Raw genomic sequence first — 14,708 nt, forward strand, 5'->3', positions numbered from 1 at the left:
ACCACTGCCCCGCCTGCCGCACCCTCCCATGCCTGATCCGCATTCCCCGACTGCCACCGCGCCCTTGCCGGCCGCGGTGTCGCGCGCCACGCGCGACACCATGGCGCTGTTCTTCGTCAACGGCGCCACCTTTGCCACGTGGGGCGTGCATATTCCCACCATCAAGGCACGCTTCGGCCTGTCCGACGCGATGCTGTCGCTGGCGATGCTGGCCGTGGCCGGCGGCGCCATCCTGGCGATGGGCCCGGTCGGGCGCCGGGTGGCACGTGCGGGCAGCGCACGGGCGTCGATGACGGGCGGGCTGCTGTTCGCGCTGGCCACGGTGGCGATCCTGGCGATGCCGTCGTTCTGGCTGCTGCTGCCCGCGCTGGCGGCGTTCGGCATGGCCAATGCGGCCTTCGATGTCGCCATGAACGCGCAGGCCGCCACGGTCGAGGCCAGCCGCACGCGGCCCGTGATGTCGGCGCTGCACGGCATGTTCAGCCTGGGCGGCATGGCAGGTGCGGGCGCGGGCGGCTTGATGCTGTCGCTGGGCGTGGCGCCACTGGCGCATGCGGCGATGATGGCGGGCGTGACCGCGGCGGTGGCGCTCGGTACGCTGCCCGGGCTGCTGGCGGATCATCCGGTGCTGCCATCGGCGGCCCACCATCGCGACCATGCGGTGCGCGCGCTGTGGCTGCTGGGGCTGCTGGCCTTCCTCGGGCTGATCGGCGAAGGCGCGATGTACGACTGGACCAGCGTCTATATGCGCGACGTGGCGCAGGCGCCCGATGGCTGGATCAGCCTCGGCTACGCCGCGTTCTCGGGCGGGATGGCATGCGGACGCTTCGGCGGCGACCGCCTGCGCGCGCGCCTGGGCGACGGCGCCACGCTGACTGGCAGTGCCTGGCTGGGCTTTGGCGGCATCGCGCTGGCGCTGCTGGCGCCGCTGCCGCTGGCCGCGCTGGCGGGCTTTACGCTGATGGGGCTGGGCGCGGCCAATATGGTGCCGATCTTCTTCGTTGCCGCGTCGCGGCTGCCGGGGGTCGCCCCGGCCGAAGCGATTGCGCGCGTGGCGCGCTTTGCCTACCTGGGGCTGCTGCTGGGGCCGGTGCTGATCGGCGGGGTGGCGCACCTGGCCAACCTGCGCATCGGGCTGGCGCTGGTGGCGCTGACCATGGGCTGGATTGCGCTGGCGGGCGCGCGCTCGGCACGGCGCTACCTGCCGGCGCGCGCCGGCACGCCGGCGGCATAGGTCGCGGCCGAGCCGTAAGGCATCAGGCGGCCGCGCGCAGCGGCGCGCCGGCGCCCAGGCCCTCGAACACGAAGCTGTCCATGGCGAGCACGCCATAGGTCACTTCATCGGCAACCCGCGACACGCTGGCCGGCGCCACTCCTGCGCCACTGGCAACCTGCGGCCCCAACGCCGCGCCCAGCGCCACGAAGAACGGCAGCAGATGCTCGTCGGTCGGGTGCGCGCGGCGCGCATACGGCGCCAGGGCGCGGTAGTCGGCAATGCGGCCGGTATCGCCGGTGGCCAGGGCTTCGTCCAGGGCATCCGCCATCCAGCCGCGGAAGGCTTCCACATACGGCTCAGCCTGCGGCCCATGCTGGTCGCGCCGGCCGCCGCCAAACACTTCCTGCAGGTTGTGCGTGAAGCTGCCGGACGCCAGCACCAGCACGCCCTCGTCGCGCAGCGGGGCCAGCGCGCGGCCGATCTCGATCTGCGTGGCGGGCGACAGGTAGGGGTTCAGCGCCAGCTGCACCACCGGCACGTCGGCATCCGGGAAGAAGTGGCGCATCGGCATCCAGGCGCCATGGTCCAGCGGACGCTCGTCGTCATGGCCGACAAACCCGGCGCCAGGGATCGCTGCCGCCTCGATCAGGGCCTTGACCCGCTCGGCCAGCGCCGGCGAGCCCGGGGCGTCGTAGCGCAGTGCATACAGCTCGCGCGGGAAGCCGCCGAAGTCATGCCAGGCTTCCTGGCGCTCGCGGCTGGTGACAGCCAGCGTGCTGTAGATCCAGTGCGCAGAGATCACCAGCACCGCGCGCGGGCGCCGGGCGCGCAGCTGCCCGCCCAGCGCATCGAAGGCGGCGCCGGTGGGGCCGGGGTCGATGGCGAGCATCGGGGAACCGTGGGAAATATAAAGTGAGGGAAGCATGGTAGGACCACCTTCAAACTGTTTGTGTACCTGCATCCAGTTTGGCAAAGATTCGCGCTGGGCACGGGCGCCATTTGCGGACACGTTGTGCAAAAAAGTTGAATGCCCGGGCGCAGCGTGGCGTGGCGCACACAGCGCCTCGGGCACCGGCAGCGCAGCCAGCGGCGATCAGCCTATGATGCAGCCGTGAGCCCGCCGGCGGTGTCATTCGGCGGGTTCCTGCAACGCCTTGATGCCACCGGCACGCCCCGCGCGCCATGTGGCCGGAGACTTCGGTGGTACCGCGCATCCCGCGCCGCCCCGGGCGGCACCTTCCCTTCCTGGCCCACTGGTGGCAACCGGGCGTCTACGGCAGCGTGCCCGCCGTCGCCCTGTGGATCCTGGCGCGCCTGCCGGCCGGCTTGCTGGCATCCCTGGCCGGCACGCCCGCGGCGGCAGCCTGGCTGAACCATGCCGGCGACACCGTGTTCGTGACCGGCTGGGCCACCAGTGCCCTGCTGCTGTGGCTCACGCGCCGCCGGCCGGCGCCCGCCTGTCCGGCCATGCCGGCTACGCCGCCCTCCCCGCCTGCCTCGCCCCCCAGGCCGTCAACCCGACGCCATCCTGCCGGCTGACCGCCGCCGCGCCGATGCAAGACGGCAACAGTCCGATCTGAAAGATTTCGCGCGACGCTCCTACCCTATCCTGCGTCGCTAGAATGCGCGGGAGACCGCCGCATGCCGCACTGCAGCGCGCACCCGCACCGACTGCACAGAGATTGTCCATGTCCGCACGCCAGCGACACCGCCGGTTCCACCCCGCGCCAAGCCGCCGCTCGCGGCCCCTTTGGCGGGCGGCCCTGGCGGCCATGGGCGCGGCGGCGCTGCTGGCCGCCGGCGCGGCAAATGCCCAGAGCACGCCCGGGCTGCGCCTGGCCGGGGCCAATGTGCAGCGGCACGCCAACGCGGTGCTGTCGCTGATGGCGTACTCAGTGGTGCCGGACCTTACCTCCAGCTCACTGTCGATCAACAACACCAGCACCAACGATCCCGGCATCGTCATGTCGCAGCTGGGCGGCGGTTTCACCATCAGCAAGTCGTTCCCGCTCTACCTGGAAGGCGCCATCGCCTACAGCCGCTACGATCCCACCTTCGTTGCCACCAATGGCGCCGACTCCCGCGCCATCCCGACCCGCTGGAACACCTTTTCCGGCACCATCGGCGTGGGCTGGGACTTTCCGCTGACGGCCAACAAGGAACTGGTGTTCCGGCCGATCTTCAACGCCTCGCTGGGCAATGTCTCCAGCGACCTGTCAATCGGCAAGTTCGCGGTCGAGCAGGTCACCGACCGCCAGATCAACTTCCTCGACGGCGGCAGCCTGAACGCCTACGGGCTGGGCGGCTCGGTGATGCTGGACTGGGAGCACTACCGCGAGAACTACGAGATCGACGTGGAACTGCGCTACACCAATATCCACCTGCAGAGCTTCGGCGGCACGACCAGCTCGGTGACGGGCACGGCCACGGCGCAGACCGCCAACCTGTGGGCGCGCTGGCGGGCGCCAACCGGGATGCGTGCGTTCGACCGGCCGGTGCGATACGTGCTGGAGCTGTCACATTCACACTACCTCGGCAGCCAGGCCGGCATCCTCGGCTTCAATTACCTGACCACGCTCGGCACCGGGCTGGAACTGGACACCAGCGCGCACGAAGTCTTTGTCACGCGGATCCGGGCGGTGGTGCGCTATGTGTTCGGCAATAACGTGTCGGGGGTTTCGCTGGGGCTGGCGGCCAGCTTCTGAGCGCGTTCGCAGCGGATCAGGAGCGGATCGAAAATTAAGGAATCGCTTAACATTGCGGTTTCCCTTTCCGACGCTTCATGACCGCGACTACCGCCCCCATCCCCGACATTTCCGCCGCCACCCGACGAAAGGCGATCATCGCCGCCACCATCGGCAACGGCCTGGAATGGTTCGACTTCACCGTCTACAGCTTCTTTGCCGTCATCATCGCCAAGCTGTTCTTCCCGACCGGCGATGACCTGACCTCGTTCCTGCTGACCGTCGCCACCTTCGGCGTGGGCTTCTTCATGCGCCCGGTCGGCGCCATCGTGCTGGGCGTCTACGCCGACCGCGTGGGCCGCAAGGCAGCGCTGACGCTGACCATCCTGCTGATGGCGCTGGGCACGGCCATCATCGGCCTGGCCCCGACCTACAACCAGATCGGCCTGTGGGCACCGGCGCTGATCGTGCTGGCGCGCCTGATCCAGGGCTTCTCCGCCGGCGGCGAGGTGGGCGGCGCCACCGCCTTCCTGATCGAGCACGCGCCCGACGCCGAACGCGGCGCCTACGCCAGCTGGCAGCAGGCCAGCCAGGGCATCTCCTTCATGCTGGGCGCGGCCATGGGCGCGCTGGTCACCAACGGCCTGTCGCCCGAGCAGATCGATGCCTGGGGCTGGCGCATCCCGTTCCTGTTCGGCCTGCTGATCGGCCCGGTCGGCATGTATATCCGCTCGCACCTGGACGAGCCGCCCGAGTTCGAGGCGCGCCAGGCCGCCCGCAAGGCCGCCAGGGTCAAGTTCTCGCCGCTCACGCAGGTGCTGCGCGACCACCCGCGCGAAGTGCTGGCCGGCCTGGGCGTGACCATCCTGTGGACGGTGTGCACCTACGTGCTGGTGTTCTACATGCCGTCGTACGCCAAGCAGCAGCTGGGCCTGCCGCTGGGCGCGACCTTCAAGTCGACCGCGCTGTGCGGCGCCATCATCCTGGTGCTGTGCCCGCTGATGGGCATGCTGTCGGATCGCATGGGCCGCAAGCGCATGCTGGGCATCGTGGCGCTGCTGATCGGCGTGCTGGCCTATCCGCTGTTCCACTGGCTCAATGTGTCGCCGAGCACGCAGACGCTGCTGCAGGTGCAGATCGTGCTGGGCATCCTGCTGGCGGCCTTCACCGGCCCGGCCCCGGCGGTGCTGGCCGAGCAGTTCCCGACCGAAGTGCGCTCCACCGGGCTGTCGCTGGCCTACAACTTCGCCGTGACCATCTTCGGCGGCTTTGCGCCGCTGATCGTGACCTGGCTGATCGAGTCGACGCAGAACAAGCTGGCGCCGGCTTACTACGTGATTGCTGCTGCCGTGGTGAGTTTTATCGCGCTGGTGTTCATGCACGACCGTACGGGCAAGAAGCTGGCCTGAGCCGTCTGCGCCAGTTCCAGGCAAGAAAGCCAGCCGCGAGGCTGGCTTTTTTTGTTGTCCGCTGACAGGCCGCCTAGCCGGCTTCGTCCTCGTCCCGGTGGATATTGATCACATGCCGCGCCTCGAAGCACAGCGGCATGCCCGGGTTCATCTCCTCGGTGCAATACGGCTGGTTGTCGAGCTCGCCGGTGTAAAGGCTGCCCTCGCGCCCGGTGACGATCACCCACATCCGCTCCACGTGGACCTCTTCGCTGCCCGCCTCGTCGGCGACCAGGATGCGGAAGATCAGCTTGACCAGCTGGCCGGGTGCGAGTGCATCACGTTCCTCGCGCGACGGCATCCAGAAGGTGTCGGGATGGGCGGCGGCAATGGGCTCGGCGTCGTCGAGCTCCCATCCGTCTTCGTCCAGGGTTGTCAATCGCATGTCCATTTTCAGCCTTCCGCAATCTCTCAGGTGCGGGCATGATCGCAGCAAATGCGCCGGTCGGCGAGAGCCTGGCCGGCGTCCGGGACTTTCAAAAGGGAACAGGTACCCATGACAAGCAAGAAGGAAGCACCGGTGCGCTGCGGCTGGTGCGGCACGCTGGAGGACTATTGCCACTACCACGACACCGAGTGGGGCTTCCCGGTCGCCGATGATCGCCGGCTGTTCGAGAAGCTGTGCCTGGAAGGCTTCCAGTCCGGCCTGAGCTGGCTGACCATCCTGCGCAAGCGCGAGGCCTTCCGCAAGGCGTTTGCCAATTTCGACATCGAGAAGGTGGCGCGCTTCAGCGAGCGCGATATCGCACGCCTGCTCGGCGATGCCGGCATCGTGCGCCACCGCGGCAAGATCGAGGCGGCCATCAACAATGCGCAGCGGGCTCGCGAACTGCTGGAGACGGAATCGTCGCTGGCCGCCTACTTCTGGCGCTTCGAACCCGATCCGGCCAGCCGGCCCAGGGTGCTGACACCCGAGGTGCTGCGCACCATGGCGACCTCGCCGGAATCCACGGCGCTGTCAAAGGACCTGAAGAAGCGCGGCTGGCGCTTTGTCGGTCCCACCACCATGTACGCGCTGATGCAGGCGATGGGCCTGGTCAATGACCACCAGGAAGGCTGCACGACCCGTCCCGAGGTGTTGGCTGCGCGCAAGGTGTTCAAGGTGCCGCGCTAGCGGTGGGCGGACGTATACCCGGTGCGCACCAGGTATACGTCCGCGTGCGCCGGCTGGCGGCGGCGGTATACGCCGGCGCATGACCATGCCCGCGTAAACGTCAGGCCACCGCGAACAGCGCAACGGTCCTGCCTATGTCTTTAATATTGTTTACATATGTAAACATAGTAGTAGTAGGTAAACCAGGCTTCAGGCCGTGGATAAGTCACCTTTTCCCTTTCGGCTCAGGGACTTGCAGCAAAGATAACCACTCCGGGATAACCCTGATTCGCCGGGATAGTCCGGCAGTTACGTATACGTCGGCAATGCGGGCGCCGGAGTTATCCGTATACGTCCCACAAGGCGCCCCCAGGCGGGGCACAGCTTGTCCGGGCGGTTATCCCCAGCAACCGGCGAAGATGTCCACAAGCCGGGCTCAGGCAGCGCTGGCCTGGCTGCCCATGTATACGGGGTCGACGTGCGTCATTACATTGAGTACGTGATGATGTTCCAGGGTGCGGCGCCGGGCTTCGACTGCGATGGCATGGCCCTGCGCCACCGTCAGCGTGGCATCGATCTCCAGGTGCACGTCCACCAGCACCTGGTCGCCCATCTTGCGGGTGCGCAGGTCGTGCAGGCCCAGCACGCCGGGCGTGCCCAGCATGGTCGCGCGGATCTCCGCGACGGTCTCCTCGTCGGCCGCCCGGTCCATCAGGTCGTCGAGCGCATCCCAGCCGAAACGCAGGCCCATGCGCGCCACCATCAGCCCGACCACAATGGCCGCCACCGGGTCGAGCATGTGGTAGCCCAGCAGGTTGCCGCCGATGCCCAGCGCCACCACCAGCGACGAGGCCGCATCCGAGCGCGCATGCCACGCATTGGCCACCAGCATGCCCGAGCGCACGCGCCGCGCCACCACCAGCATGTAGCGGAACAGCAGCTCCTTGGACGCCAGCGCGGCCAGCGCCACCCACAAGGCCACCGGCTGCACCGGCTGCAGGCTGGCCGGATGCTGCAATTTATCCACCGCCGCCCACAGCATGCCCGCGCCCACCGCCAGCAGCAGCCCCCCGAGTGCCAGCGATGCCGCGGTCTCGAAGCGCAGGTGGCCGTACTGGTGGTCGGCGTCCGGGTCCTTGCGGCTCTGCCAGCCGGCCAGCAGCACCACGAAGTCGGACAGCAGGTCTGAGAGGGAATGCGCGGCGTCTGCGATCAGCGCCTGCGAGCCGGACATGACGCCGGCCACCGCCTGCGCGGCGGTCAGGCCAATATTGACGGCCACGCTGACCAGCGTGCTGCGCCGGCCGGCCCGGTGGCGCGCGTCGGCCTCGGCCGGGCTGGCGGCGGTGGCGTCGTCCGGCAGGCCGGCGGAGGCTGGCCGCAGAGGGTTGTGTTCCGATTCCATCGGGTGACTATAGCCCAACATCCGCGATGGGCGAACCGGGCCATGGCGGCGCTGCCGTGCCGATTTCGTAACAGCGCTGGCGAAGTTTTGGTGGCGCCTTTACCGTTACACAGGACGGGCACACCCGGACACTGCAAGGAGGACCCAACGATGGCGATTCGGTCACTTGCCTCGCACAGCACATCCCAGCTGCGCCGCCTGGTCGGACAGATGCAGGCGGAAGTCGACGCATTAGAAAACCTTTCCACCCCTGACGCCGACGCGCAAAGCCGTCTTGGCTATGCCATCGGCCGCCTGCGCGACGGCATCGAGGCGGTCGAGGACGCGCTGCAGTCGCTGCGCGCGCTGCAACAGGTACGGCCGTCGGCAATGAAGGCCCGCCGGCCGACCCGGGTGGCCTAGCCTAGCCGCGCCTGCACGCTGGCGCGATCCACATGGCCGGGCAGATCGCCCGCGCTCCTTGTTGTCCCCACGGGCTGGCTCACGCCGCCGGGCAATAGCGCAGCGCCTGCGACATGGCTTCGCATGCGGCCGGTACCGGGCCGATGACGGGAATCGGAAAGCGCTGGCCCAGCGCCCGGGCGGCCTCGCCCAGCGGGCCGCCGCCGATGATCACGGCTTGCGCGCCATCGGCGCGGATGCAGGTATCGACCGCGCCCGCCAGCAGGTCTTCCTGCTGCTGCGGCGTGCCGCCCAGCGCGCGCGGATCGCCCTCGGTGAAGCGCGCGCCCGTGAACAACTCGTCCAACCCCTGCCGGCGCACGCTGGCGCTGATCGACGCCGCCAGCCGCGGCGTGGTCGTGGCAATGCCGAAGCGCCGCCGCCCGGCCGCGGCCGCATGCATCGAGGCTTCGCCGATGCCCACCACCGGCACCGACAGGCACGCGCGCAGGGTCTCGATGCCGGGGTCGCCGAAGGCGCCGACGATCACGCCGTCGGCACGGCCGGCCAGGCGCAGCATGTCTGCATCGCAGATGGCCTCGGCGGCCACGGCAAGGTCGTCTTCGTCGATGATCATCGGCGCCCCGCGCGTGACCGTGGCGCCGACCACGGCCGGCGGCGCGGCCATGGCCTGCGCGAACCAGGCGCGCGCGATCTCGACCATCATCTGCGTGGTGGCGCTCGACGTATTCGGGTTGATCAGCAGGATGTGGCTCATGGATGTCTCTTGAGATTCAGGAATACTGGCCGGAATTGGACACATTGGCCAGCCCGGCCAGCTCAGGCGCTGCGTCCGACGAACGATTTCCTGTTGGCTTGCATGGGATCGAGCAAGGCCCCGGCGGGCGTAGGTTGGCGGCGGCACAAGGCGCGTACGCCTGTGCCGAGGGGTCAACGATAGCGTATGGCAGCTGCCAGTGCGAGATGGCGGACAGCGCAGGCGGCAGAAACACAAAAGCCCCGGAAAGCGTTGGCTTTCCGGGGCTTTTACGAGTGATATCTGGTGGACCGAAGGAGGATCGAACTCCCGACCTCTGCATTGCGAACGCAGCGCTCTCCCAGCTGAGCTATCGGCCCGTGGCGGTTGATTGTAGCGTAATACGGCAGCGCCCTTCAATCCTCGGCGCGGCACATGAGGGGGGCTGTGCAACATCAGGCGGCCATGCCCGGATTGCCGTCCATGCCGCGCACGCGCGGCAGGTTCAGCGGGCGGGCGCTGACTTCCCTGGTGCTGCGCAGCCACTGCGCCATCACGTCCCAGATCGGGGCGCCGCCGGCCTGGCGCGCCTCTTCGGCCACCGGGGCCCAGCCCGCCACCTTGTAGGTCTTGCCGGCTTCCAGCGGCTTGCCGGCCAGGCGCATGTCGCTGATGCGCTTGCCCATGCCGGCGGCAGGATCGATGGTGTACTGCAGCCCGCCCACGCGCACCATGTCGCCGCCCTGCTGGTAGTACGGGTCGGGGTTGAACAGGTTGTCGGCCACATCTTCCAGGATGGTCTTGATGGTCTCGCCGCTCATCTGCGTCACCGTGGTGTACGGGTAGGTGATGGCGGTCTGGTCCATCAGGTGTTCCATGGTGATGGCCTCGCCCGGCAGCAGCGTGGTGCCCCAGCGGAAGCCCGGCGAGAACGCGATCTGCGCGCCCTGGGCCTGCATCAGGCCGTCCAGGATCAGCTGGTCGAAGGTGCCGTTGAAATTGCCGCGGCGGTACAGCAGGCCGCGGTTGACGGCCAGCACTTCGCTCAGTTTTTGCTCATAGGGCGCGCGAACCGTCTTGATCAGCGCGTCCATGGCCGGGTCGGCCGGCAGGTAGTTGGCGAATACCGGCAGCAGCCGGTAGCGAAAGTCCGCGACTTTGCCACCCTTCACGTCAAAGTCCAGCACGCCGAGGAACTTGCCGTTGGAGCCGGCATTGGTCACCAGCGTGGTGCCGCCGGCATTCTTCACCGGCACCGGCGCGGGCATGCCGTCATGGGTATGGCCGCCCAGGATGGCGTCGAGCCCGCGCACGCGCGAGGCCAGTTTCAGGTCCACATCCATGCCGTTGTGGGACAGCAGCACCACTGCCTGCGCGCCCTTGCCGCGCGCTGCGTCGATGACCTGCTGCAGGTTCTCTTCCTGGATGCCGAAGGTCCAGTCCGGCACGAAGTAGCGCGGGTTGGCAATGGGCGTGTATGGGAAGGCCTGGCCGATGATGGCCACCGGCACGCCGTTGATCTCGCGGATCACGTATGGATCAAATACCGGATCACCGAAATCATTGGTCTTGATGTTCTGCGCCAGGAAGGCGACCTTGCCCTTGAAGTCCTTGTCGACGATCTCCTTGACGCGGTCCGCGCCCAGGGTCATCTCCCAGTGCGGCGTCATCACGTCCACGCCCAGCGCCAGCGCGGCATCGACCATGTCCTGGCCCTTGGTCCACAGCGCGGTGGCCGAGCCCTGCCAGGTATCCCCGCCATCGAGCAGCAAGGCACCCGGCCGGCCCGCCTTCAGCCGTTTCACCAGCGTGGCCAGGTGCGCAAACCCGCCGACCTTGCCATAGCGGCGCGCGGCCTCGTTGAAATCCAGGTAGGTGAACGCATGCGCCTGCGGCGTGCCGGGACGGATGCCGTACTGGCGCAGCAGCGCGTCGCCGACCAGGTGCGGCGGCTTGCCGGCATAGTCGCCGATGCCGAGGTTGACATTGGGTTCGCGGAAGTACACCGGCCGCAGCTGCGCATGGCAGTCGGTGAAATGCAGCAGGTGGACGTTGCCGAAGCGCGGCAGGTCGTACATGGCCTCGGCGGCCTGCGCGTCTTGATGGGGGAACGTCATGCCGCCGGCGCCGGCAATGGCCAGCACCTGCAGGAACTCGCGTCGGTTCATGTCTCTTCCTGGAATTGGCGGTGGCGGTCGGCCCGTGGACGCGGGCGTCCGCCATCGCAAAACTATGGCCGCGCGTACCGCTCCAGCGCCGCCACGTCGTCTTCGAGCATTTCGCCCACTTCCTTCTGCACCACGCGGCCGCGCGCGTCGATCACGTACAGCTCCGGCAGCCCCTTGCGCTTGCCGAACACGGCCTGCAGCGCGGGGGAGTCCATCGTCGCCTGGAAGGTGTAGCCGCGCTTCTTCATGTAGTCGGCAGCCTCGCGCGGATCCTTGTCGATGCTGATGGCCAGCACCTGCAGCGGCGTGCCGCGCGTGCGTTCATGGAGCTTCTGCAGGCGCGGGTTCTGCATCGCGCAGAACGGGCACCACGAGGCCCAGTACTCGACCACCAGCGGCTTGCCGGCCAGCGCGGCGGCGCTGAGGGTGCGGCCGTCGAGGGTGCGCACTTCGGGCAGGCGCACCGTGTCGCCTACCTCCAGCGCTGCAGCGCCGGCTGCAGCGCCTACCAGGCTGAAGGCCAGCAGCCAGCGCAGCAACACGGCATGCGCGCGCATCGGCCTTACTGGTTGACCGGCGAGGCCGGGTCGAGCAGCAGCGCCATCACGTCGCGGATCTGGGCCTCGGTCAGGATGCCCTTGTGGCCGAAGCGCGGCATGTTGGAGCAGGCGGCGTAGGCGCTGGAGTCCCAGATCTTGCCCCAGGTGTACTTGATGACGTCCTGCGAGTTGCCGCGCAGCTTGCCGTACTGGTACAGCGACGGGCCGATATTGCCGAACGAGATCTCGGCCTTGGTCATCTGGTGGCAGGCGTAGCAATTGCCGCCGTTGGTGCCGCCGACCTGGTCGGTAAACTGCATGCCGCGGCCGTTCTGGGCGACCTTTTCGCCTTCCTTCCAGTCGCCCAGCCATTTGTCTTCGGCGGGGTATTTGACCTGCTTGAGCTCGGCGGCTTCGATCTTCTTGGCAAGCTTCGCCGGCACCTTGGTGCGGTCCGGGTACTGGCTGCAGGCCTGCTGCATGCCGTCCTGGTTGAGCACGCCCTCGACCGTGACCGGGCCACGCGACGAGAACGAGTCCTCGATCAGGTGCTTCATGTCGGCGCCGCTGACGGCGGCGGGCTTGCCCTTGGGCGTGCGGGCCTTGGTGCTGTCCTGCGCGTGGGCGCCGGTTGCCAGCAGGGTGGCCAGGGCCGCGATGGCCAGTGCCTGGTGTTGTCGTTGCATGTTGTCTCTCCCGTACTGGTCAGCGCTTCATCGCCGGGCCGTCGTAGGTCCCGCCGTTGGCGTTCTTCGCCAGGAACATGGTCAGCGCGGTGATCACGTCCGAGCCATAGGCGGGTTCGGGAAAGCGCTGCTGGCGCAGGCAGTCGTACAGGCGGTGCTGCATGGTGCGGACCTCGCCCTGCGAGACGCGGTAGGCGGGCCAGGTGGTGTAGGCCGCCTGCGCGCCCTTGTCAGTCAGCAGGTTGGGCAGGTCCTGCAGGCGGATGCGCTGGCCGTCCACCGCATGGCAGGTGGCGCAGGCAAAGTCATAGGCGCCGCCGCGGTAGAAGAACATCTTCTCGCCCAGCGCATAGGTGCGCTTTTCTTCGGGATGGCTGAGCTGCACGTTCATCTTCACGCCGCGCGACTCGCCGGTCAGGTAGGCCACCAGGCGCTCGATCTCGGACGGCTTGCCCGACGACGAGAACGGGTTCTTCGTTGCCTCTTCCTTGGTCAGCCCCTGCAGCGTCATGCGGCAGTAAGCCAGCCGCTGCTCCAGGTCCATCACCTTGCTGGCGTCCTTGAAGTAGCGCGGCAGCTCGGCGTAGGCGCCCTTGGTCACGCCCGGGCCCTTGCCCAGGTCGCACTGCTCCAGCGAGGCGTTCTTCGGGCCGGCCGGCTTCTTCCACAGCTCTTCGCCGGCGGCTTCCCACAACTCGGCGGGATTGCCTTCGGCCAGCATCTGGCGGTACTTGGCGATTTCTTCGGCGGTGCTGCCCTGCGCATGCACGGCGGCGGCAGAGGCCACCGCAGCGGCGGCCGCCGCGGCCAGCGCGGCGCGCCGGGCCAGGCTTCGGATGGTGTTCATGGGGCTTCTCCTCGCGGCCTCGCACCGTGGCGGGCCGTTCTCTCTCTTGTTGCTACGCCGCCCGGCTCAGGGCTTGATATAGGCGTAGCCTTCTTCGGCCTGCAGGCGCGCAATTTCGACCACGCCGGCCGGTACCACCTTGGCTTCCATCAACAGGCTCGATTCCGGGATCTTGCGCGCCGTCAGCGTATTGCGGCACACGCGGAACTCCACCCCGGCCGAAGCCAGCGCGCCCACCGGGCCGTCAAAGGTGTTGCCGCGCCCATCCTTGGCGCCTTCGACCAGGAAATCGATGCCGTAGCCGAACGCCACCACCACGATCCTGGTCCCCGGCGCGCCGTTCAGGTGGTTGCGCAGGTTGCCCATCGCGCGCACGGCCTGGTCGATGCCTTCGGACAACTGGTACACCACCTTCACGCGCCCGCCCTTGCCGGCGGCCGGGGCAGCCTGCGCCGCCGCCCTGGCGCTCAGGCCGATGGCGGCCAGTGCCGCCGATGCTCGAATAAATGCTCGCCGCATGTTGTTCCTTCCCGCCGGGCCAGTCCCGGCATCCGTCCCGAACCTTAGCAGAGGACGGCATGGCCTGCCGGCCGCGGAACGGCTGTCAGGCGATGGTCGCTTCGTCGGTGCGCTTGTCGCCCTTGTTGTCGATCCAGGTCACGGCGACCTTGTCGCCCTTGGCGCCGCCCTTGAACTTGAAGTTCAGGAACGGGTCCTTCGACACCGCCGGGCCGAACTGGGCGCGGAACACTTCCTTGCCCTTGCACTGGGCGGTCACGGTCTGGATATGCCAGGCCGGCACGACCTTGCCGGACGCGTCCTTGCGCTGGCCGGTTTCCATGTCGTGCTTCATCAGAATCTTGACGTCAACCACGCCGCCGTTTTCGGTGGCGCGTACGCGCATCGGGTCTGCCATGTGTTTCTCCTGTTGCAGTTTGGGAATCTCGATCCGGGGCGCGGCGTCAGCCGCCGCAGCCGCCCAGCGTGACCTTGATTTCCTTCGATGCCACGTACCACTTGCCGCCGGCCTTGACCGCGGCATGCACGACCGAGGTCTGGCCCATCTTCACGCGCGTGGAGACGAACGGCTCGGTGCCGGCCGGGATGACGAAGTCGGCGGCCAGCGTGTTGGGGTTCTTTTCCACCAGGATCGCGATCTGCTCGGTATCCGGGATGGTGCTGGTCACGGCCACCGGCACCACGGCGCCGTTCTCGGCGATATCGGGGGCGGTGAAGGTGATGGCGGTGCTTTTCTCGGTGCCGCTGCCGCCGAGCGCCTTGATCACGTCGGCAACGCTCTTGCCGTCAAAGGCGTTCTTGTTCCACTCGGCCGCCTGCGCTTCGCTGATCAGGCCGGTGGCGGCCATCAGCGACAGAACAGCGGTGACCCGCAGCACTTCTCGTCGTTTGGAATTCATTCCTTGTTCTCCGGCTACTCCGTTCCAGTCGGTCGATGACCGCTTCGGGGATCTTCATGCGGCCGG

17 protein-coding genes and 1 tRNA gene are annotated in these 14,708 nt (G+C 68.1%); 6 read left to right on the forward strand and 12 right to left on the reverse strand.

Annotated features, from left to right (window positions below; all coding sequences use genetic code 11):
• Positions 1 to 28 precede the first annotated feature (28 nt).
• Entirely contained in the window at positions 29 to 1,234 is a 1,206-nt protein-coding gene (locus RS901_RS05265) for an MFS transporter (protein ID WP_316151804.1), read from the forward strand.
• Between the two features lie 22 nt (positions 1,235 to 1,256).
• Here the strand turns inward: RS901_RS05265 and RS901_RS05270 are convergent, their stop codons facing one another.
• Entirely contained in the window at positions 1,257 to 2,141 is an 885-nt protein-coding gene (locus RS901_RS05270; protein ID WP_316151805.1) for a class III extradiol ring-cleavage dioxygenase, read from the reverse strand.
• A gap of 275 nt (positions 2,142 to 2,416) precedes the next feature.
• On the opposite strand from RS901_RS05270, the gene RS901_RS05275 reads away from it, so the two are divergent.
• From RS901_RS05275 to RS901_RS05285, 3 genes are all read left to right on the forward strand, one after another.
• The gene (locus RS901_RS05275) at positions 2,417 to 2,755 is read left to right on the forward strand and encodes a hypothetical protein (protein WP_316151806.1); all 339 of its coding nucleotides are present in this window, start codon (positions 2,417 to 2,419) and stop codon (positions 2,753 to 2,755) included.
• A 149-nt stretch (positions 2,756 to 2,904) separates the two neighbouring features.
• Complete coding sequence (locus tag RS901_RS05280) at positions 2,905 to 3,921, forward strand: hypothetical protein (protein WP_410054155.1); 1,017 nt, start codon at positions 2,905 to 2,907, stop codon at positions 3,919 to 3,921.
• A gap of 77 nt (positions 3,922 to 3,998) precedes the next feature.
• Positions 3,999 to 5,309, forward strand: coding sequence for an MFS transporter (locus RS901_RS05285; RefSeq protein WP_316151807.1), 1,311 nt, complete (start codon positions 3,999 to 4,001; stop codon positions 5,307 to 5,309).
• A 73-nt stretch (positions 5,310 to 5,382) separates the two neighbouring features.
• On the opposite strand, the gene RS901_RS05290 is transcribed toward RS901_RS05285, so the two are convergent.
• Positions 5,383 to 5,739: a DUF2314 domain-containing protein gene (locus RS901_RS05290; protein ID WP_316151808.1), complete on the reverse strand. Its 357-nt coding sequence runs from the start codon at positions 5,737 to 5,739 to the stop codon at positions 5,383 to 5,385.
• Between the two features lie 105 nt (positions 5,740 to 5,844).
• Here RS901_RS05290 and RS901_RS05295 point away from each other — a divergent pair, with 105 nt between their 5' ends.
• A complete protein-coding gene (locus tag RS901_RS05295) occupies positions 5,845 to 6,462 on the forward strand; it encodes a DNA-3-methyladenine glycosylase I (RefSeq protein ID WP_316151809.1) in 618 nt (205 codons plus the stop codon).
• A gap of 415 nt (positions 6,463 to 6,877) precedes the next feature.
• Here RS901_RS05295 and RS901_RS05300 read toward each other — a convergent pair whose 3' ends face one another.
• Positions 6,878 to 7,846: a cation diffusion facilitator family transporter gene (locus RS901_RS05300; protein ID WP_316151810.1), complete on the reverse strand. Its 969-nt coding sequence runs from the start codon at positions 7,844 to 7,846 to the stop codon at positions 6,878 to 6,880.
• Between the two features lie 150 nt (positions 7,847 to 7,996).
• On the opposite strand from RS901_RS05300, the gene RS901_RS05305 reads away from it, so the two are divergent.
• Positions 7,997 to 8,248, forward strand: coding sequence for a hypothetical protein (locus RS901_RS05305; protein WP_010813430.1), 252 nt, complete (start codon positions 7,997 to 7,999; stop codon positions 8,246 to 8,248).
• Between the two features lie 79 nt (positions 8,249 to 8,327).
• Here the strand turns inward: RS901_RS05305 and RS901_RS05310 are convergent, their stop codons facing one another.
• From RS901_RS05310 to soxY, 9 genes are all read right to left on the reverse strand, one after another.
• A complete protein-coding gene (locus RS901_RS05310) occupies positions 8,328 to 9,005 on the reverse strand; it encodes an aspartate/glutamate racemase family protein (RefSeq protein WP_316151811.1) in 678 nt (225 codons plus the stop codon).
• 283 nt (positions 9,006 to 9,288) lie between these two features.
• Positions 9,289 to 9,364, reverse strand: a tRNA-Ala gene (locus RS901_RS05315).
• A 75-nt stretch (positions 9,365 to 9,439) separates the two neighbouring features.
• Entirely contained in the window at positions 9,440 to 11,152 is a 1,713-nt protein-coding gene (gene soxB, locus RS901_RS05320) for a thiosulfohydrolase SoxB (protein ID WP_316151812.1), read from the reverse strand.
• Positions 11,153 to 11,214: 62 nt separating this feature from the next.
• A complete protein-coding gene (locus RS901_RS05325) occupies positions 11,215 to 11,709 on the reverse strand; it encodes a TlpA disulfide reductase family protein (RefSeq protein WP_316151813.1) in 495 nt (164 codons plus the stop codon).
• Positions 11,710 to 11,714: 5 nt separating this feature from the next.
• Positions 11,715 to 12,377, reverse strand: coding sequence for a sulfur oxidation c-type cytochrome SoxX (gene soxX / locus RS901_RS05330; RefSeq protein WP_316151814.1), 663 nt, complete (start codon positions 12,375 to 12,377; stop codon positions 11,715 to 11,717).
• A 19-nt stretch (positions 12,378 to 12,396) separates the two neighbouring features.
• Positions 12,397 to 13,224: a sulfur oxidation c-type cytochrome SoxA gene (gene soxA / locus RS901_RS05335; RefSeq protein WP_316151815.1), complete on the reverse strand. Its 828-nt coding sequence runs from the start codon at positions 13,222 to 13,224 to the stop codon at positions 12,397 to 12,399.
• Between the two features lie 66 nt (positions 13,225 to 13,290).
• Positions 13,291 to 13,743, reverse strand: coding sequence for a DsrE family protein (locus RS901_RS05340; RefSeq protein ID WP_316151816.1), 453 nt, complete (start codon positions 13,741 to 13,743; stop codon positions 13,291 to 13,293).
• An 85-nt stretch (positions 13,744 to 13,828) separates the two neighbouring features.
• On the reverse strand, positions 13,829 to 14,140 hold the full coding sequence (gene soxZ / locus RS901_RS05345) for a thiosulfate oxidation carrier complex protein SoxZ (RefSeq protein ID WP_018006135.1): 312 nt from the start codon (positions 14,138 to 14,140) through the stop codon (positions 13,829 to 13,831).
• A 46-nt stretch (positions 14,141 to 14,186) separates the two neighbouring features.
• The gene (gene soxY / locus RS901_RS05350; protein WP_013958319.1) at positions 14,187 to 14,642 is read right to left on the reverse strand and encodes a thiosulfate oxidation carrier protein SoxY; all 456 of its coding nucleotides are present in this window, start codon (positions 14,640 to 14,642) and stop codon (positions 14,187 to 14,189) included.
• Positions 14,643 to 14,708: the final 66 nt, after the last annotated feature.

This window comes from Cupriavidus sp. BIC8F, assembly GCF_032465815.1.
In the GTDB taxonomy this organism is placed as follows: domain Bacteria; phylum Pseudomonadota; class Gammaproteobacteria; order Burkholderiales; family Burkholderiaceae; genus Cupriavidus; species Cupriavidus necator.